At 41.1% G+C, this 17,952-nt stretch carries 19 protein-coding genes; 10 read left to right on the forward strand and 9 right to left on the reverse strand.

The window, feature by feature from the left end:
- Window positions 1-34 precede the first annotated feature (34 nt).
- Both pcrA and radC read left to right on the forward strand, forming a co-directional pair.
- Entirely contained in the window at window positions 35-2,326 is a 2,292-nt protein-coding gene (pcrA, locus tag D7D53_RS03810) for a DNA helicase PcrA (RefSeq protein ID WP_120770186.1), read from the forward strand.
- A 42-nt stretch (window positions 2,327-2,368) separates the two neighbouring features.
- Window positions 2,369-3,049: a RadC family protein gene (radC, locus tag D7D53_RS03815; RefSeq protein WP_120770187.1), complete on the forward strand. Its 681-nt coding sequence runs from the start codon at window positions 2,369-2,371 to the stop codon at window positions 3,047-3,049.
- On the opposite strand, the gene D7D53_RS03820 is transcribed toward radC, so the two are convergent.
- The 7 genes from D7D53_RS03820 to D7D53_RS03850 all read right to left on the reverse strand — a co-directional run bounded on the left by D7D53_RS03820 (window position 3,046) and on the right by D7D53_RS03850 (window position 7,817).
- Window positions 3,046-3,735 (reverse strand): gamma-glutamyl-gamma-aminobutyrate hydrolase family protein, encoded by a 690-nt coding sequence (locus D7D53_RS03820; RefSeq protein WP_120770188.1) that lies wholly within the window; start codon window positions 3,733-3,735, stop codon window positions 3,046-3,048. The two genes, radC and D7D53_RS03820, sit on opposite strands and share 4 nt — an antisense overlap.
- Before the next feature lie 17 nt (window positions 3,736-3,752).
- Window positions 3,753-4,394, reverse strand: a complete 642-nt coding sequence (locus tag D7D53_RS03825; RefSeq protein ID WP_000653414.1) for a redox-sensing transcriptional repressor Rex — start codon at window positions 4,392-4,394, stop codon at window positions 3,753-3,755.
- 82 nt (window positions 4,395-4,476) lie between these two features.
- The gene (locus D7D53_RS03830; protein ID WP_060628213.1) at window positions 4,477-4,692 is read right to left on the reverse strand and encodes a DUF4649 family protein; all 216 of its coding nucleotides are present in this window, start codon (window positions 4,690-4,692) and stop codon (window positions 4,477-4,479) included.
- A gap of 7 nt (window positions 4,693-4,699) precedes the next feature.
- Window positions 4,700-5,047 (reverse strand): DUF1831 domain-containing protein, encoded by a 348-nt coding sequence (locus D7D53_RS03835; protein WP_000863540.1) that lies wholly within the window; start codon window positions 5,045-5,047, stop codon window positions 4,700-4,702.
- A gap of 4 nt (window positions 5,048-5,051) precedes the next feature.
- Window positions 5,052-6,167, reverse strand: coding sequence for a cysteine desulfurase family protein (locus tag D7D53_RS03840; RefSeq protein ID WP_120770190.1), 1,116 nt, complete (start codon window positions 6,165-6,167; stop codon window positions 5,052-5,054).
- Window positions 6,168-6,176: 9 nt separating this feature from the next.
- Entirely contained in the window at window positions 6,177-7,136 is a 960-nt protein-coding gene (locus D7D53_RS03845; protein WP_001283818.1) for a ribose-phosphate diphosphokinase, read from the reverse strand.
- Window positions 7,137-7,247: 111 nt separating this feature from the next.
- Complete coding sequence (locus D7D53_RS03850) at window positions 7,248-7,817, reverse strand: CYTH domain-containing protein (RefSeq protein ID WP_120770191.1); 570 nt, start codon at window positions 7,815-7,817, stop codon at window positions 7,248-7,250.
- Window positions 7,818-7,945: 128 nt separating this feature from the next.
- On the opposite strand from D7D53_RS03850, the gene yjbM reads away from it, so the two are divergent.
- The 8 genes from yjbM (at window position 7,946) to D7D53_RS03900 (ending at window position 15,611) form a co-directional block, all read left to right on the forward strand.
- Complete coding sequence (gene yjbM, locus D7D53_RS03855; protein WP_070527712.1) at window positions 7,946-8,617, forward strand: GTP diphosphokinase; 672 nt, start codon at window positions 7,946-7,948, stop codon at window positions 8,615-8,617.
- Window positions 8,601-9,419: an NAD kinase gene (locus D7D53_RS03860; RefSeq protein ID WP_033681742.1), complete on the forward strand. Its 819-nt coding sequence runs from the start codon at window positions 8,601-8,603 to the stop codon at window positions 9,417-9,419. The genes yjbM and D7D53_RS03860 overlap by 17 nt, the downstream gene beginning before the upstream one ends.
- Window positions 9,416-10,312, forward strand: coding sequence for an RluA family pseudouridine synthase (locus D7D53_RS03865; protein WP_120770192.1), 897 nt, complete (start codon window positions 9,416-9,418; stop codon window positions 10,310-10,312). Before D7D53_RS03860 ends, D7D53_RS03865 begins: the two co-directional genes overlap by 4 nt.
- 43 nt (window positions 10,313-10,355) lie before the next feature.
- Entirely contained in the window at window positions 10,356-11,330 is a 975-nt protein-coding gene (gene pta, locus D7D53_RS03870) for a phosphate acetyltransferase (protein WP_000451571.1), read from the forward strand.
- A gap of 189 nt (window positions 11,331-11,519) precedes the next feature.
- Window positions 11,520-12,695 (forward strand): A/G-specific adenine glycosylase, encoded by a 1,176-nt coding sequence (gene mutY, locus D7D53_RS03885; protein WP_120770193.1) that lies wholly within the window; start codon window positions 11,520-11,522, stop codon window positions 12,693-12,695.
- A 55-nt stretch (window positions 12,696-12,750) separates the two neighbouring features.
- Complete coding sequence (gene yycF, locus D7D53_RS03890; RefSeq protein WP_033681745.1) at window positions 12,751-13,458, forward strand: response regulator YycF; 708 nt, start codon at window positions 12,751-12,753, stop codon at window positions 13,456-13,458.
- Window positions 13,451-14,800 (forward strand): cell wall metabolism sensor histidine kinase VicK, encoded by a 1,350-nt coding sequence (vicK, locus tag D7D53_RS03895; RefSeq protein ID WP_120770194.1) that lies wholly within the window; start codon window positions 13,451-13,453, stop codon window positions 14,798-14,800. The genes yycF and vicK overlap by 8 nt, the downstream gene beginning before the upstream one ends.
- A 1-nt stretch (window position 14,801) precedes the next feature.
- Window positions 14,802-15,611: an MBL fold metallo-hydrolase gene (locus D7D53_RS03900; RefSeq protein ID WP_120770195.1), complete on the forward strand. Its 810-nt coding sequence runs from the start codon at window positions 14,802-14,804 to the stop codon at window positions 15,609-15,611.
- A 31-nt stretch (window positions 15,612-15,642) separates the two neighbouring features.
- On the opposite strand, the gene D7D53_RS03905 is transcribed toward D7D53_RS03900, so the two are convergent.
- The gene (locus D7D53_RS03905; RefSeq protein WP_120770196.1) at window positions 15,643-15,990 is read right to left on the reverse strand and encodes a DUF6568 family protein; all 348 of its coding nucleotides are present in this window, start codon (window positions 15,988-15,990) and stop codon (window positions 15,643-15,645) included.
- Window positions 15,991-16,101: 111 nt separating this feature from the next.
- Entirely contained in the window at window positions 16,102-17,820 is a 1,719-nt protein-coding gene (locus D7D53_RS03910) for a phospho-sugar mutase (RefSeq protein ID WP_120770197.1), read from the reverse strand.
- Between the last annotated feature and the right edge of the window lie 132 nt (window positions 17,821-17,952).

Raw genomic sequence — 17,952 nt, forward strand, 5'->3', positions numbered from 1 at the left:
TAGAAATATTGACTTCAAGAGTAAGGAAGAGAAGATGAACGCATTATTAAATGGAATGAATGACCGTCAGGCTGAGGCGGTGCAAACGACAGAAGGTCCCTTGTTAATCATGGCAGGGGCTGGTTCTGGAAAGACCCGTGTTTTGACCCACCGTATCGCTTATTTGATTGATGAAAAGCTGGTCAATCCTTGGAATATCTTGGCCATTACCTTTACTAATAAGGCTGCGCGTGAGATGAAGGAGCGTGCTTATAGCCTCAATCCAGCCACTCAGGACTGTCTGATTGCGACCTTCCACTCCATGTGTGTTCGTATTTTGCGTCGCGATGCGGACTATATTGGCTACAACCGCAATTTCACTATTGTAGATCCTGGTGAACAGCGAACGCTCATGAAACGCATTCTTAAACAGTTGAACTTGGATCCTAAAAAATGGAATGAACGAACTATTTTGGGGACCATTTCCAATGCTAAGAATGATTTGATTGATGATGTTGCCTATGCTGCCCAAGCTGGCGATATGTATACGCAAATCGTGGCCCAGTGTTACACGGCTTATCAAAAAGAGCTTCGTCAGTCTGAGTCTGTTGACTTTGATGATTTGATTATGCTGACCTTGCGTCTCTTTGATCAAAATCCTGATGTTTTGACCTGCTATCAACAGAAATTCCAATACATCCACGTTGATGAGTACCAAGATACCAACCATGCCCAGTACCAATTGGTCAAACTCTTGGCTTCGCGCTTAAAAAACATCTGTGTGGTTGGGGATGCGGACCAGTCTATCTACGGTTGGCGTGGTGCTGATATGCAGAATATCTTGGACTTCGAAAAGGATTATCCCCAAGCCAAGGTTGTTTTGTTGGAGGAGAATTACCGCTCAACTAAAACCATTCTCCAAGCGGCTAACGAGGTTATTAAAAATAATAAAAACCGCCGTCCTAAGAATCTCTGGACCCAGAATGCTGATGGGGAGCAAATCGTTTACTATCGTGCTAATGATGAAATAGATGAGGCTGTATTTGTAGCCAAAACCATCGATGAACTGGGTCGCAACCAAAACTTCCTTCACAAGGATTTTGCAGTTCTTTATCGTACTAATGCGCAGTCCCGTACTATTGAGGAAGCCTTGCTCAAGTCAAATATCCCTTATACCATGGTTGGCGGAACCAAGTTCTACAGCCGTAAGGAAATCCGAGATATTATCGCTTACCTCAATCTTATTGCCAATTTGAGTGACAATATCAGTTTTGAGCGTATTATCAACGAGCCTAAACGTGGAATTGGGCCAGGTACAGTCGAGAAAATTCGTGACTTTGCGAATATGCAAGACATGTCCATGCTAGATGCTTCTGCAAACATCATGTTGTCTGGTATCAAGGGTAAAGCAGCCCAGTCTATCTGGGATTTTGCCAATATGATTCTGGATTTGCGGGAGCAACTGGACCACTTAAGCATTACTGAGTTGGTTGAGGCCGTCCTAGAAAAAACAGGTTACGTCGATATTCTAAATGCTCAAGCGACTTTAGAAAGCAAGGCTCGGGTTGAAAATATTGAAGAGTTCCTTTCTGTGACGAAAAACTTTGATGACACCTCTGATGGGCCAGAAGAGGAAACTGGTCTGGATAAACTGAGTCGTTTCTTAAATGATTTGGCCTTAATTGCAGACACAGATTCAGGTAGTCAGGAGACATCAGAAGTGACCCTGATGACCCTACACGCTGCCAAAGGTCTCGAGTTTCCAGTTGTCTTTTTGATTGGGATGGAAGAAAATGTCTTTCCGCTTAGCCGTGCAGCTGAAGATCAAGATGAATTAGAAGAAGAACGCCGTCTAGCCTATGTAGGTATCACGCGTGCAGAGAAAATTCTCTATCTGACCAATGCCAACTCACGCCTGCTTTTTGGTCGTACCAACTACAACCGTCCAACTCGTTTTATTAACGAAATCAGTTCAGACTTACTTGAGTATCAAGGATTGGCTCGTCCAGCCAATACAAGCTTTAAGGCATCTTATAGCAGTGGTGGTCTTGCCTTTGGTCAAGGTATGAGTTTGGCTCAAGCTCTTCAAGAACGGAAACGCAATGCTGCACCAAAATCTATCCAGTCAAGTGGTCTCCCATTTGGTCAATTTACAGCTGGAGCAAAATCAGCGTCTAGCGAGGCAAATTGGTCCATTGGTGACATTGCCCTCCACAAGAAGTGGGGAGAGGGAACTGTTCTGGAAGTTTCAGGTAGCGGTGCTACTCAGGAATTAAAAATCAATTTCCCAGAAGTAGGTTTGAAAAAACTTTTAGCCAGTGTGGCTCCAATTGAGAAAAAAATCTAATTTTCCATCCTTCTCACGAATAATAAAGTGAGGAGGATTTTTATGTATAGTATTTCATTTCAAGAAGATTCACTATTACCAAGAGAAAGACTAGCTAAGGAAGGAGTAGAAGCGCTCAGTAATCAAGAGTTGCTAGCTATTTTACTTAGGACAGGAACACGTCAAGTCAGTGTTTTTGAAATTGCCCAGAAAGTCTTGAACAATCTTTCAAGCCTAACGGATTTGAAAAAAATGACCCTGCAGGAATTGCAGAGTCTGTCTGGTATAGGTCGTGTTAAGTCCATAGAATTACAAGCTATGATTGAACTGGGGCATCGTATTCATAAACATGAGACTATTGAGTTGGAAAGTATTCTTAGTAGCCAAAAGTTGGCCAAGAAGATGCAGCAGGAGTTGGGACATAAAAAACAAGAGCACCTGGTGGCGCTCTATCTCAATACTCAAAATCAAATCATCCATCAACAGACCATTTTCATCGGTTCTGCAACTCGTAGTATCGCTGAACCGCGAGAGATCCTTCACTATGCAATCAAGCATATGGCGACTTCTCTCATCTTGGTTCACAATCATCCTTCAGGAGCGGTAGCGCCTAGCCGAAATGATGATCATGTCACTAAACTTGTCAAAGAAGCCTGCGAACTGATGGGGATTGTCCTCTTGGACCATTTGATTGTCTCTCATTCTAATTACTTTAGTTATCGTGAAAAGACAGATTTAATCTAAAGTTCATTAACGACATAGTCAAAGAGGTTTTTATCCTTGGGGCGATTTTCAAATAGAAATTCTGGGTGCCATTGCACACCGAGAAAGGCAACATCATCCGTACTCATGACAGCTTCAATGATGCCATCTTGAGGATCATGGGCCGCAATCTTTAAATTTGGTGCTAAATCCTTGATGCTCTGATGGTGGAAGGAGTTAATATGCGAAATTTCTCCATAGATTTCTCGAAGAACTGTATCAGGCTCTGTCATCAAGCGTTGAGTTGTGTACTCAGCAGAACAATCCTGCCAATGGTCTTCGATATCTTGGTACAAAGTTCCACCCATGGCAACGTTAAAGAGTTGAGTTCCACGACAGACAGAAAAAATTGGCTTTTTCTGTTTAATAGCTTCCTTGATGAGGGCCAGTTCAAAGATATCCCTTTGAAGGTGGTAGTCATCGCTATCGATGGTTTTTGTTTCACCATAGAATTTTGGATCAACATTTTGACCACCTGTCAAGATGAGCTTGTCAATCATACTGATATAGTGGTAGGCCATTTCTTGATCACCAATCGGTAGGATGATGGGAATCCCTCCAGCGTCTTTAACGCCTTCAACAAAGCCTTTTGTTGCGTAGCTCATCATGATGTCATCATCTGGATGAGTTTTTTCGTTTCCTGTAATCCCAATAACTGGTTTTTTCATAAAATGATTTTCGCTTTCTAATCCTCTTTTCGCATGAAGTAGAGGAGGGTTTGGAGTTCACTTGTCAAATCAACATACTGAACGACCACGTCTTTTGGTAAATGCAGATGGACTGGTGAAAAACTGAGAATTCCTTTCACGCCAGCATCTACCAAGAGATTGGCAACCTCTTGTGACTTGACGCTGGGAACAGTCAAGATAGCAGTCTTCACATCAGCATCCTTGATTTTATCCTTGATTTGAGAAATTCCGTAAATAGGAATCCCATCAGGAGTTTGGCTACCAACTTCAGGATGGTCATCTAGGTCAAAGGCCATGATAATCTTCATCTTGTTACGCTCGTGGAAGCGGTAGTGGAGAAGGGCATGGCCCATATTTCCAATACCAACAAGCATGACATTGGTAATAGAGTTATCATTGAGCAAATCGGCAAAAAACGTCATCAGTTTTTTGACATCATAGCCAAAACCACGACGACCTAGTTCACCAAAATAGGAAAAATCACGACGTACGGTCGCTGAGTCAATCCCAATGGCCTCTGCAATTTGTTTAGAGTTGGCACGTTCAATCTTTTCTGCATGAAATCTCTTAAAAATTCGATAGTAGAGAGAGAGTCTTTTCGCTGTTGCTTTTGGAATAGCAGACTGTTTATCTTTCACAAAATCACAACCTTTCTATTCTTCTATTTTATAGAAACATTGTGAAAAAATCAACAAAAATAAGAAAAAACTAAGAAAAATCTTAGTTTTGATGTAAAAAATCTGCATGTGATAGAAAACGGTAGAGGTCTCCGACCAGACCCTGATAAACTTTCTGGCCCTTAAAAGTCAGAGAAGTCACATAAAGTGTATCTGGTAGAGTCACACATCCTGATAGAGCCAGCATGAGAGCCTCGTAATCCTCATACTTTAGAGTCCGCTCTACATGATAGTTATCCTTATAGGTCAGTTCAAACATTTTGGCTCTATCTTTCCGATTTTGTAAAGACACCACGTTCTACCAAGCTATCCATGAGGAAATAGAATTTTTCCTGATGAATGTGGTGGTCTTCTGATTTGAAAATATCAACTAGACGTAGCCCAAACTTGTCAGTGATATTGATTTTAGCACCTGTAAGTTCCTTGTTAATGATGATTTTGAGCTGGAATCCCTCACCGCTGTTTGGAACCTTTTCAAGCAGGCGAGTTAGTTCATAGTTACCAACTTTTGTCTCAAAAAATGTGTTGTCCTTAAGGGTGAATTTCTTAACAGAAGGACTAAGAGTGTAGTCGTAACGACAATTTTTTAACTGAATGGTTTTTTCAAATGCCATATGGCTAACCTCCGATAATTTCTTTTAAGGTTTTTGCGAGGGTATGTAGGTCTTCAACAGTATTTTCTGGCGACAAACTGATACGAACGGATTCCTTCAAGCGTTTTGAATTTGCCCCGTACATGGCTTCAAGAACATGGCTGGATTGTACAATGCCTGCAGTACAGGCTGAGCCAGTAGAGATTGAAATTCCAGCTAAATCTAGACGAAGGAGTAAGAGGTCGTTTTTCTGGCCAGGAAATCCAATATTGAGAACATAAGGGAGATGATGTTGTCCTCTATTCAAGTAATACTGAACTCCCTCTAGCTCTGCAAGAAAGGCAGTTTCTAGATTTTGTACATGTTGAAAATTGTCTTCTTGCTTTTCTAGGTCTTCTTTTAGGGCCGCAAGCATGCCTACGATGGCAGCCAGATTTTCAGTCCCTGCACGTTTTTTCTGTTCTTGGTCTCCGCCATGTAGATAGGAATCAAAATCCATGCTAGATGCGTAGAGAAAGCCGATTCCCTTAGGACCATGGAACTTGTGGGCAGAAGCAGTGAGAAAATCAATGCCCAATTCTTCTGGGTGTATAGGGATTTTACCAATAGCCTGAACTGCATCAACATGATAGGCAGCAGGGTGTTGCTTGAGTATTTGGCCAATTTCAGCAATGGGAAGTAGGTTTCCAGTTTCATTATTGGCAAACATGGTAGAAACCAAAATCGTATCATCACGTAAAGCTTTTTGAATTTGCTGGGCTAAGATTTCTTGATTTTCTGGCTGAATAATGGTTACTTCAAACCCAAAGTGTTGAACCAAGTAATCAATTGTTTCAAGGACGGCATGGTGCTCAATGGCAGTTGTGATGATATGTTTTCCTTGTTCTTGATGACGAAGGCAGTAGCCAATGATGGCAGTATTGTTGCCTTCTGTCCCACCAGAAGTGAAAAAGATATGTTGAGGTTTTGTCCCCAGTAACTGAGCTAGTTCCTGACGGGCTTCTCGCAAGAGTTTGCCAGCTTGACGACCATGACCATGAATACTAGATGGATTGCCATGGGTTTCTTGCATCACCTTGGTCATCGCTGAAATAGCAACTGCTGACATGGGAGTCGTTGCAGCATTGTCCAAATAAATCAAAGAATCACCTTATTTCTTTTTGTTGTAAGCAAAGAGTGGGCTGACTGGTTTTCTTTCGTGGATACGGACGATAGCATCACCAATTAACTCACTAGCAGTGATGTAGCATACGTTTTTAGGAGTTTTTTCTTTTGTTGCTACTGAATCAGTCACAAGAATTTCTTTAATATTAGTATTGTCAAGAAGTTCAGCAGCTCCTTCGACGAAGAGGCCGTGGCTAGAAACAGCATAAATTTCTGTAGCACCTTCACGTTCAACGATTTTAGCAGCTTCAGAGAAGGTACGTCCTGTATTTAAAATATCGTCAATCAAGATAGCTTTCTTACCTTCAACATCACCGATGATATAACCTTCGTTGCGAGTTGCATCGTCTTGTGGGTAGTCGATAATGGCGATAGGAGCATCAAGATATTCAGCCAAGCTACGAGCGCGTTTCACACCTGAATTTTTAGGGCTGACAACAACAACATCTGAACCAAGTAAGCCCTTATCGCAATAATGTTTTGCAAATAGGGGAACTGTGAAAAGGTTATCGACAGGAATATCAAAGAATCCTTGAACCTGAACGGCATGTAAATCAAGCGTAAGGATACGATCAACACCAGCCTTAACTAGCATATTGGCAACCAGTTTTGCTGTAAGTGGCTCACGAGGTGAAGCGATGCGGTCTTGACGTGCATAGCCAAAATATGGAAGGACTACGTTGATGCTGTGGGCACTTGCACGCACACAAGCGTCGACCATGATAAGCAATTCCATTAGGTGGTTGTTAACAGGGAAACTTGTTGATTGGATGATGTAAACATCATAACCACGGACACTTTCTTCAATATTTACTTGAATTTCTCCGTCTGAAAATTGACGTGATGATAGTTTTCCAAGTGGGACACCAACAGCTTGAGCAATTTTCTGTGCAATCTCTTGGTTAGAGTTGAGTGCGAAAAGTTTCATGTTTTTTCTATCTGACATTATAGACCGTCCTCTGTAAACTTTTTAAATCCTAGTCATATCTGCCTAGCCTATATGAACTGGGATTTTTGTATTTTATCTTTTCTATTTTACCAAAAAATAGAGATTATTTCAGCTATTTTTCATGCTTTTGACAAATCGGACCAATTTTGAGGGAGCTTTTTGATAAGCAATCTGATTTTCCTCTAAAAATTGCTGGAAATCTTGTTTCCCTTGCTCGTGATTTTCAACTTCAAGCTCTAATTCGTAATCTGTAATATCAAAGTACTGACTTTCATCCAGCGCCATGAGACCGATAGCTGTTTGCATTTCATAGCGAAGCGTTGTTAGACAACCAAGGACCTGCCATTTTTTACTTTGGATACCATGTTTAGCCAATTCATCTAGCACAAGCCCTTGAGGAAGTTCTTCCTTGCTCAGATAGTTTTCAGCATCTTTTAGTTGCAATTTTTGATTGTATTCCATGTTTCCAACACTTTGCGGGACTTTGAGTGTCAATTCTGCCCAGTCTTCAAAGGTTCGAATGCGCATAGCAACTTTCTTTTCTCGCAGCTCAAAATCAGGTGTGTCTATGTAGTAATTTTTTTGAAGAACAGGAGTGACGTCTGTGAACTGGTCTTTGAGACGATTGTATTCATCTTTTTTCAAGAGTGTTTTCAATTCAATTTCTAAATGTTTCATTTTTCTTACCTTTTCTTTATCGTTGAAAGCGGATTTATGGTATAATAAGCATTGTATTTATTGTATATGAATCTGGAGAAAAAATCAAAGATATTTTTGAAGGATAATATGAGAATAAGGGAGAATATATGACCTTAGAATGGGAAGAATTTCTAGATCCTTACATTCAAGCTGTTGGTGAGTTAAAGATTAAACTTCGTGGTATTCGTAAGCAATATCGTAAACAAAATAAGCATTCTCCAATTGAGTTTGTGACTGGTCGAGTCAAGCCAATTGAGAGCATTAAGGAAAAAATGGCTCGTCGTGGCATTACTTATGCGACCTTAGAGCACGATTTGCAGGATATTGCTGGCTTGCGTGTGATGGTTCAGTTTGTAGATGACGTCAAGGAAGTAGTGGAGATTTTGCGCAAACGTCAGGATATGCGGATCATACAGGAGCGCGATTACATTACTCATCGAAAATCCTCAGGCTATCGTTCCTACCATGTGGTAGTTGAATATTCGGTTGATACCATCAATGGAGCCAAGACCATTTTGGCGGAAATTCAGATTCGTACCTTGGCCATGAATTTCTGGGCAACAATAGAACATTCTCTCAACTACAAGTACCAAGGGGATTTCCCAGAGGAAATTAAAAAGAGACTGGAAATTACCGCCAAAATTGCCCATCAGTTGGATGAAGAAATGGGTAAAATTCGAGATGATATTCAGGAAGCCCAGGCTCTTTTTGATCCTTTGAGTAGAAAATTAAATGACGGTGTAGGAAACAGTGACGATACAGATGAAGAATACAGGTAAACGAATTGACCTGATAGCCAATAGAAAACCGCAGAGTCAAAGGGTTTTGTATGAATTGCGAGATCGTTTGAAGAGAAATCAGTTTATACTCAATGATACCAATCCGGACATTGTAATCTCCATTGGTGGGGATGGTATGCTCTTGTCGGCCTTTCATAAGTACGAAAACCAACTTGATAAGGTACGCTTTATCGGTGTTCACACTGGACATTTGGGCTTCTATACGGACTACCGTGATTTTGAGTTGGACAAGCTAGTGACTAATTTGCAGCTAGATACTGGGGCAAAGGTATCATACCCTGTTCTGAATGTGAAGGTCTTTCTTGAAAATGGTGAAGTTAAGATTTTCAGAGCACTAAATGAAGCCAGTATCCGCAGGTCGGATCGAACCATGGTGGCGGATGTTGTGATTAATGGTGTCCACTTTGAACGTTTTCGTGGAGATGGGCTAACAGTTTCGACGCCGACTGGTAGTACAGCCTATAACAAGTCTCTCGGTGGAGCTGTTTTACATCCTACCATTGAAGCTCTTCAGTTGACGGAAATTGCCAGCCTTAATAATCGTGTCTATCGAACGCTGGGTTCATCTATTATTGTTCCTAAGAAGGATAAGATTGAACTTATCCCAACGAGAAACGATTACCATACTATTTCTGTTGACAATAGCGTTTATTCCTTCCGCAATATTGAACGAATCGAATATCAAATCGACCATCATAAGATTCACTTTGTCGCGTCGCCGAGTCACACCAGTTTTTGGAATCGTGTTAAAGATGCTTTCATCGGCGAGGTAGACGAATGAAGTTTGAATTTATCGCAGATGAACATGTCAAGGTTAAGACCTTTTTGAAAAAGCACGAGGTTTCGAAGGGGCTTCTGGCCAAGATTAAGTTTCGGGGTGGAGCTATTCTAGTCAATGACCAACCGCAAAATGCAACGTATCTATTGGATCTTGGAGATCGAGTTACCATTGACATTCCCGCTGAGGAAGGCTTTGAAACTCTAGAAGCAATCGAGCGCCCACTGGATATTCTCTATGAGGATGACCATTTTCTAGTCTTGAATAAACCCTATGGAGTGGCGTCTATTCCTAGTGTCAATCACTCCAATACCATTGCCAATTTTATCAAGGGTTACTACGTTAAGCAAAACTATGAAAATCAGCAGGTTCACATTGTGACTAGACTTGATCGTGATACTTCTGGCTTGATGCTCTTTGCCAAACACGGCTATGCCCATGCACGATTAGACAAGCAGTTGCAGAAGAAATCTATCGAGAAACGCTACTTTGCTTTGGTTAAAGGTGATGGATATTTGGAGTCAGAGGGGGAAATTATTGCTCCGATTGCGCGTGATGAAGACTCCATTATTACCAGACGAGTGGCTAAAGGCGGAAAGTATGCCCATACTTCTTACAAGATTGTAGCTTCTTATGGAAATATTCACTTGGTTGATATTCGCCTGCATACTGGACGAACCCATCAAATCCGGGTCCATTTTTCTCATATTGGATTTCCTTTGTTGGGAGATGATTTGTATGGTGGTAGTCTGGACGACGGCATCCAACGTCAGGCCCTGCATTGCCATTACCTATCCTTTTATCATCCATTTTTAGAGCAAGACTTGCAGTTAGAAAGTCCCTTGCCAGATGATTTTAGCAACCTTATTACCCAGTTATCAACTAATACTCTATAAAAACTGTTTCAGAGTATAATTATTATCTTAAAGGAGAAAACTCATGGAAGTTTTTGAAAGTCTCAAAGCCAACTTGGTTGGTAAAAATGCTCGTATCGTTCTCCCTGAAGGGGAAGAACCTCGTATTCTTCAAGCGACTAAACGTCTGGTAAAAGAAACAGAAGTAATTCCTGTTTTGCTTGGAAATCCTGAAAAAATTAAAATTTATCTTGAAATCGAAGGTATCGAAGATGGTTATGAAGTCATCGACCCTCAACACTACGATAAATTTGAAGAAATGGTTGCTGCCTTGGTAGAGCGTCGCAAGGGCAAAATGTCTGAAGAAGATGCACGCAAGGTTTTGGTTGAAGATGTCAACTATTTTGGTGTTATGTTAGTTTACTTGGGCTTGGTTGATGGAATGGTATCAGGTGCGATTCACTCAACAGCGTCAACAGTTCGTCCAGCTCTACAAATCATTAAAACTCGTCCAAACGTAACTCGTACTTCAGGAGCCTTCCTCATGGTTCGTGGTACGGAACGTTACCTCTTTGGGGACTGTGCTATCAATATCAATCCAGATGCAGAAGCCTTGGCTGAGATTGCAATCAACTCGGCAATCACAGCTAAGATGTTTGGCATCGAGCCTAAAATCGCTATGCTAAGCTATTCTACTAAAGGTTCAGGATTTGGAGAAAGCGTTGATAAGGTTGTTGAAGCAACTAAAATTGCTCACGACTTGCGCCCTGACCTTGAAATCGATGGTGAGTTGCAATTTGATGCAGCCTTTGTTCCTGAAACTGCAGCTTTGAAAGCTCCTGGAAGTACAGTAGCTGGTCAAGCAAATGTCTTCATCTTCCCAGGTATTGAGGCTGGAAATATCGGATACAAGATGGCTGAACGTCTTGGTGGTTTTGCGGCTGTTGGACCTGTTTTGCAAGGTTTGAACAAGCCTGTTAACGACCTTTCTCGTGGATGTAATGCTGATGATGTCTACAAGTTGACTCTTATCACAGCAGCCCAAGCTGTTCATCAATAATATTTAGTCCTCTTTCCCCTTGGAAAGAGGCTTTTTATACTCAATGAAAATCAAAGAGCAAACTAGGAAACTAGCCGCAGGCTGTACTTGAGTACGGCAAGGCGACGTTGACGTGGTTTGAATTTGATTTTCGAAGAGTATTAATACTAGGAAAAGGACAGTTAGAATCTTCTGTGTTATACTATAGATATGTTAGATTTGAAAGAATACGGTATCGTCATGTGGCCGGAGGAGAAGATCATTTCTTTTCGTGAGAAACTTCTCAACTGGTATGATGAAAATAAAAGAGATTTGCCGTGGCGTAGGAGTAAAAATCCTTATCATATTTGGGTGTCTGAAATTATGCTCCAGCAGACTAGGGTAGATACGGTTATTCCTTATTACGAACGATTCTTGGACTGGTTTCCAACAGTTAAAAGTTTGGCAACAGCTCCTGAAGAACGTTTGTTGAAGGCTTGGGAAGGCTTGGGTTATTATTCTAGAGTTCGCAATATGCAGGCTGCAGCCCAGCAGATTATGACTGACTTTGGTGGTCAATTTCCACATACCTATGAAGGAATTTCCAGCTTGAAAGGAATTGGACCTTACACAGCAGGAGCCATTTCCAGTATTGCTTTTAACTTGCCTGAGCCAGCTGTAGATGGTAATGTCATGCGGGTTTTGGCGCGTCTGTTTGAAGTCAATCACGATATTGGCATTCCAAGTAATCGCAAAATTTTTCAGGCAATGATGGAAATCTTGATTGACCCAGAGCGTCCGGGTGACTTTAATCAAGCCTTGATGGACTTGGGCTCAGATATTGAGGCTCCTGTAAATCCCAGACCAGAAGAAAGCCCAGTTAAGGACTTTAGTGCGGCATATCAGAATGGCACAATGGACCGTTATCCAATCAAGGCTCCCAAGAAAAAGCCAGTTCCCATTTATCTCAAAGCCTTGGTGGTCAAAAATGCTCAAGGACAATTTTTACTTGAAAAAAATGAAAGTGAAAAGCTATTGGCAGGTTTTTGGCATTTCCCCTTGATAGAAGTTGATAACTTTTCGCAAGAAGAGCAGTTTGACCTCTTTCATCAGGTTGCAGAAGAAAGTGTGAATTTTGGACCCAGTCCAGAAGAGAGTTTCCAGCAGGACTATGACTTAGATGTTGATTGGCTTGATATTTATTTTGAGACTGTTAAGCATATCTTTAGTCATCGCAAGTGGCATGTTCAAATTGTAGCAGGGCAAGTGAGTGATTTCCATGATTTTTCAGATAGGGAAGTTCGCTGGCTTTCACCAGAAGAATTCAAGAATGTTCCACTTGCTAAACCCCAACAAAAAATCTGGCAGGCTTATGCACAAGCCAACTTAGACAGTAGCAAAGACTAGCTATTGTGTCTTCTTTTTATTTTTTTGGTATAATAGTAGAGAAAAAGGTGAACAAATGAAAAAAATATTAATTGTAGATGATGAAAAACCAATCTCGGACATTATCAAGTTTAATATGACCAAGGAAGGTTACGAGGTTGTAACTGCTTTTAACGGTCGTGAAGCGCTAGAACAATTTGAAGCAGAGCAGCCAGATATTATTATTCTGGATTTGATGCTTCCAGAAATTGATGGGTTAGAAGTTGCTAAGACTATTCGCAAGACGAGTAGTGTGCCTATTATCATGCTGTCGGCTAAAGATAGTGAGTTTGATAAGGTTATCGGTTTAGAGCTTGGAGCGGATGACTATGTGACAAAACCCTTCTCAAATCGTGAGTTGCAGGCACGTGTTAAAGCTCTTCTTCGTCGCACGGACTTGGCTTCTGTAGATAATCAAGAGTCAGATGAAAAGAAAACCCAACCCTTGCAAATTGGGGACTTGGAGATTGTGCCAGATGCTTATGTAGCTAAGAAATACGGTGAAGAACTAGATTTAACCCACCGTGAATTTGAACTCTTATACCATTTAGCTTCTCATATTGGTCAAGTGATTACACGTGAACATTTGCTTGAAACGGTCTGGGGTTATGATTATTTCGGAGATGTTCGGACTGTTGACGTAACTATCAGACGTTTGCGTGAGAAGATTGAAGATACACCTAGTCGTCCAGAGTATATCCTAACACGTCGTGGTGTTGGTTATTATATGAGAAATAATGATTGAATTGATTAGAAAAAATATTCTTACTAGTGATTTTATCTTCATTTTAATTTTATTGGGTTTTATCTTGATTGTTACCTTGCTCTTACTAGAAAATCGGCGGGATAATATTCGGTTGAAGCAGATTAATCAAAAAGTTAAAGACTTGATTGCAGGAGATTATTCGCAGGTATTGGATATGCAGGGAAGCTCTGAAATCACTAATATTACCAATAATCTTAATGATTTATCAGAAGTAATCCGTTTGACCCAAGAAAATCTGGAACAAGAGAGTAAACGATTGCACAGTATCCTCTCATACATGACAGACGGAGTCCTTGCAACCAATCGTCGTGGCAAGATTACTATGATTAATGACATGGCTAAGAAACAGCTAGGTGTTCAGAAAGAAGAGGTTCTCAATAAAAGTATTCTAGAATTGCTTAAGATTGAAGATGAGTATGAACTTCGTGATTTGATTACCCAAGTTCCTGAGCTTATGATTGATTCTCAGGATGACAATGGTGAGTATCTGAGCCTTCGTGTACGCTTTGCCTTGGTGCGTCGTGAGTCTGGCTTTATCTCAGGTTTGGTTGCAGTTTTACACGATACGACGGAGCAGGAGAAGGAAGAACGAGAACGAAGACTCTTTGTTTCCAACGTTAGTCATGAGCTACGGACGCCTCTGACCAGCGTAAAATCCTATCTTGAAGCCTTGGATGAGGGTGCCTTGTCAGAACCTGTAGCGCCAGACTTTATCAAGGTATCTCTAGACGAAACCAACCGTATGATGCGAATGGTGACAGATCTTCTCCATCTTTCACGGATTGATAATGCGACCAGTCACCTAGATGTGGAACTGATTAACTTTACTGCCTTTATTACCTTTATTCTTAACCGTTTTGATAAGATGAGGGGATCAGATGAAGAGAAGAAATACGAATTGGTTAGAGATTATCCGATTACGTCTGTCTGGATTGAAATTGATACAGACAAAATGACGCAGGTGATTGATAATATTCTTAACAATGCCATTAAGTATTCACCAGATGGTGGGAAAATCACAGTGACCATGAAGACAACTGATGATCAGATGATTTTATCTATCTCAGACCAAGGTTTGGGTATTCCTAAGCAGGATTTACCACGTATTTTTGACCGTTTTTATCGTGTTGATCGTGCCAGAAGTCGTGCCCAAGGTGGTACAGGCCTAGGACTGTCCATTGCTAAAGAAATTATCAAACAACATAAGGGCTTTATTTGGGCCAAGAGTGAATACGGTAAGGGATCAACCTTCACCATTGTGTTACCTTATGATAAGGATGCAGTGAAAGAAGAAGTATGGGAGGACGAAGTAGAAGACTAGAATGAGTGAAACAGGCTTTAAATACAGTATTTTAGCGTCGGGTTCCAGTGGAAATTCCTTTTATCTGGAAACCCCTAAAAAGAAGCTTTTAGTGGATGCAGGCTTGTCTGGTAAGAAAATTACCAGCCTACTTGCTGAAATTAACCGTAAACCCGAGGACCTGGATGCCATCTTGATTACACATGAGCATTCAGACCATATCCACGGAGTGGGAGTTTTGGCTCGCAAGTATGGTATGGATCTTTATGCCAATGAAAAGACCTGGCAAGCAATGGAAAATAGCAAGTACCTTGGAAAGGTAGATTTTTCGCAAAAGCATATCTTTGAAATGGGTAAAACCAAAACCTTTGGAGATATCGACATCGAGAGTTTTGGTGTTAGCCACGATGCGGTTGCACCGCAGTTTTATCGCTTTATGAAGGATGATAAGAGTTTTGTCATGCTGACTGATACAGGTTATGTGAGTGACCGTATGGCAGGGATTGTCGAAAATGCAGATGGCTACCTTATCGAGTCCAACCATGATGTAGAGATTTTGCGAGCAGGTTCTTACGCTTGGCGACTCAAACAACGAATCCTATCTGATCTGGGGCATCTTTCTAACGAGGATGGTGCTGAAGCAATGATTCGGACACTTGGGAATCGCACTAAGAAAATCTACCTTGGACATTTATCTAAGGAAAATAATATCAAGGAACTGGCTCACATGACCATGGTCAATCAGCTAGCCCAAGCTGATTTAGGTGTAGGAGTAGACTTTAAGGTTTACGATACATCACCAGATACCGCAACACCATTGACAGATATATAAAAAGAAGGCGAGAGCCTTCTTTTTATATATTTTACAATCCTGCAAATTCTTTGATTTCTTGTGCTGACATTGAAGAGTCGCAACGGACATTGATTTGTCCATCTGCAATGTGAACGAAGCCTGGTACAGTTGGTATTCCGTAGCGTGAGCGGAATTCTTGCAACTCATTGAGTTGGCTTGATTCTTCACTGTTGATGAAGTAAATGTGAGCTTTGGTTTCAGCTACGACACCTGACAATGTACCAGCAAATTTACGGCAGTAAGGGCAAGTTTTACGACCGATAAAGAAGGTTGCAGTTTCTTTTTTATCAAGAGCTTCTTGCGCACGCGCAACTGTAGTGACTTCAAGGTCTTTGATATTATCTAAAAATTGTTCCATGAGATTACCTCGCTTTCATTGATAAGTCTAGTATGCCATAAAGTTTCTAAAATTGCTTAGATTTGATACGAAAAAAAGATGAGATTGGTTGGTCTCATCTTTTCTAGTGTTTTATTTTACAAATGCATTGATTTCTGCTTCGATATTAGCAATCTTAGCTTGTGATTCTTCGTTGGTTTCACCTACAACTGCAATGTAGAACTTGATTTTTGGTTCTGTACCTGAAGGGCGAACGGCAATCCATGAACCGTCAGCAAGTGTGTATTTCAACACATCACTTGGAGGAGTTGTCAAGTTTGTAACAGTACTGTCAGCAGCAGTAGCTGTTTGAGCTTTGAAGTCTTCTACGACAGTGATAGCTGTTGCATTCCATTCTTTTGGAGCATTATTGCGGAATTTAGCCATAATCGCTTTGATTTGTTCAGCACCATCGACACCTGAAAGGGTAACAGAGATAGTCTTTTCAGCGTAGTAGCCGTACTCTTTGTAGATTTCTTCGATACCGTCAGCAAGAGTCAAACCACGAGAACGGTAGTAAGCAGCAAGTTCAGCAACGACAAGAACGGCTTGGATAGCGTCTTTATCACGTACGAATGGTTTAATCAAGTAACCGAAGCTTTCTTCAAATCCCATCATGTAAGTGTGATTGTGTTTTTCTTCGAATTCTTGGATTTTCTCAGCGATAAATTTGAAACCTGTCAAAACGTTGAACATGGTTGCGCCGTAGCTTTCAGCAATCTTTGTTACCAAGTCAGTTGATACGATAGATTTGCAGAGAGCCGCATTTTCAGGAAGAGTTCCTGCGTTTTTGTGTGCTTCCAAGATGTATTTAGCCATGATAGCACCGATTTGGTTACCTGAAAGGTTGAGGTAGCTACCATCTTTTTGAAGAACTTCAACACCAACACGGTCAGCGTCAGGGTCAGTTGCGACAAGAACATCTGCACCAACTTGACGACCAAGTTCTTCAGCAAGAGCAAAGGCTGCTTGGCTTTCTGGGTTTGGAGATTTTACAGTAGAGAAGTCAGGGTCAGCAGTTGCTTGTGCTTCAACGACTTGAACAGAATCAAATCCTGCTTGGGCAAGAGCACGACGAGCCAACATTTCACCAGTACCATGTAGTGGTGTGTAGACAATCTTCATGTCTTTACCAAATTCTTCAATCAAGGTTGGGTTGATGTTAACGTCCTTAACTTCTTTGAGGTATTCTGCATCGACAGCTTCGCCGATGACTTCAATTAAGCCAGAAGCTTTTTCAGCTTCCACATCAGCAACTTCAACTGCAAATGGGTTTTCGATTGCACGGATATAAGTAGTCAAAGCGTCTGCATCGTGTGGAGGCATTTGTCCACCGTCTTCACCGTAAACCTTGTAACCGTTAAATGGAGCAGGGTTATGGCTGGCTGTAACCATGATACCTGCGAAACAGTTGAGGTGACGAACTGCAAATGATAGTTCTGGAGTTGGACGAAGGCTTTCAAAAACGTAAGATTTGATACCGTGTTTAGCAAGAACTGCTGCAGATTCAAAGGCAAACTCAGGTGAGAAGTGACGGCTATCGTAAGCGATTGCCACACCACGTTCTTTTTCGTTTCCACCTTTTGACTCAATCAAACGAGCCAATCCTTCAGTAGCTTGGCGAACAACGTAGATGTTGATGCGGTTTGTACCAGCACCAATCAAGCCACGCATACCTGCAGTACCAAATTCAAGATTAGTATAGAAGGCATCTTCCTTTGTTTTTTCATCCATATTTTCCAAATCTTGACGAAGGTAGTCAGGAAGATCCGCAAAATCAACCCATTTCTGGTAATTTTCTTGGTAAGACATTAAAATTCTCCTTTTGTAAATTGTTTTAACCGTTCACATTATAGCATTTTTTAGCATTTTAGTAAAACCTTAGCATAAATTTCAGAATGGTGGTGACATATGCCGGTTTATCAAGTCTTGAATGCCTTAGGG

Source organism: Streptococcus gwangjuense (genome assembly GCF_003627155.1).
Classification (GTDB): Bacteria; Bacillota; Bacilli; order Lactobacillales; family Streptococcaceae; genus Streptococcus; species Streptococcus gwangjuensis.

What these genes read in the sequence shown, in the direction of transcription:
- D7D53_RS03845 (WP_001283818.1), bottom strand. Translation starts at nt 7,136, where the DNA reads ATGTCAGATAGAAAAAACATGAAACTTTTCGCACTCAACTCTAACCAA.
- D7D53_RS03865 (WP_120770192.1), top strand. Translation starts at nt 9,416, where the DNA reads ATGAAGTTTGAATTTATCGCAGATGAACATGTCAAGGTTAAGACCTTT.
- pcrA (WP_120770186.1), top strand. Translation starts at nt 35, where the DNA reads ATGAACGCATTATTAAATGGAATGAATGACCGTCAGGCTGAGGCGGTG.
- vicK (WP_120770194.1), top strand. Translation starts at nt 13,451, where the DNA reads ATGATTGAATTGATTAGAAAAAATATTCTTACTAGTGATTTTATCTTC.
- pta (WP_000451571.1), top strand. Translation starts at nt 10,356, where the DNA reads ATGGAAGTTTTTGAAAGTCTCAAAGCCAACTTGGTTGGTAAAAATGCT.
- radC (WP_120770187.1), top strand. Translation starts at nt 2,369, where the DNA reads ATGTATAGTATTTCATTTCAAGAAGATTCACTATTACCAAGAGAAAGA.
- D7D53_RS03820 (WP_120770188.1), bottom strand. Translation starts at nt 3,735, where the DNA reads ATGAAAAAACCAGTTATTGGGATTACAGGAAACGAAAAAACTCATCCA.
- D7D53_RS03860 (WP_033681742.1), top strand. Translation starts at nt 8,601, where the DNA reads ATGAAGAATACAGGTAAACGAATTGACCTGATAGCCAATAGAAAACCG.
- D7D53_RS03830 (WP_060628213.1), bottom strand. Translation starts at nt 4,692, where the DNA reads ATGTTTGAACTGACCTATAAGGATAACTATCATGTAGAGCGGACTCTA.
- D7D53_RS03910 (WP_120770197.1), bottom strand. Translation starts at nt 17,820, where the DNA reads ATGTCTTACCAAGAAAATTACCAGAAATGGGTTGATTTTGCGGATCTT.
- D7D53_RS03850 (WP_120770191.1), bottom strand. Translation starts at nt 7,817, where the DNA reads ATGAAACATTTAGAAATTGAATTGAAAACACTCTTGAAAAAAGATGAA.
- D7D53_RS03835 (WP_000863540.1), bottom strand. Translation starts at nt 5,047, where the DNA reads ATGGCATTTGAAAAAACCATTCAGTTAAAAAATTGTCGTTACGACTAC.
- D7D53_RS03900 (WP_120770195.1), top strand. Translation starts at nt 14,802, where the DNA reads ATGAGTGAAACAGGCTTTAAATACAGTATTTTAGCGTCGGGTTCCAGT.
- mutY (WP_120770193.1), top strand. Translation starts at nt 11,520, where the DNA reads ATGTTAGATTTGAAAGAATACGGTATCGTCATGTGGCCGGAGGAGAAG.
- D7D53_RS03905 (WP_120770196.1), bottom strand. Translation starts at nt 15,990, where the DNA reads ATGGAACAATTTTTAGATAATATCAAAGACCTTGAAGTCACTACAGTT.
- yjbM (WP_070527712.1), top strand. Translation starts at nt 7,946, where the DNA reads ATGACCTTAGAATGGGAAGAATTTCTAGATCCTTACATTCAAGCTGTT.
- yycF (WP_033681745.1), top strand. Translation starts at nt 12,751, where the DNA reads ATGAAAAAAATATTAATTGTAGATGATGAAAAACCAATCTCGGACATT.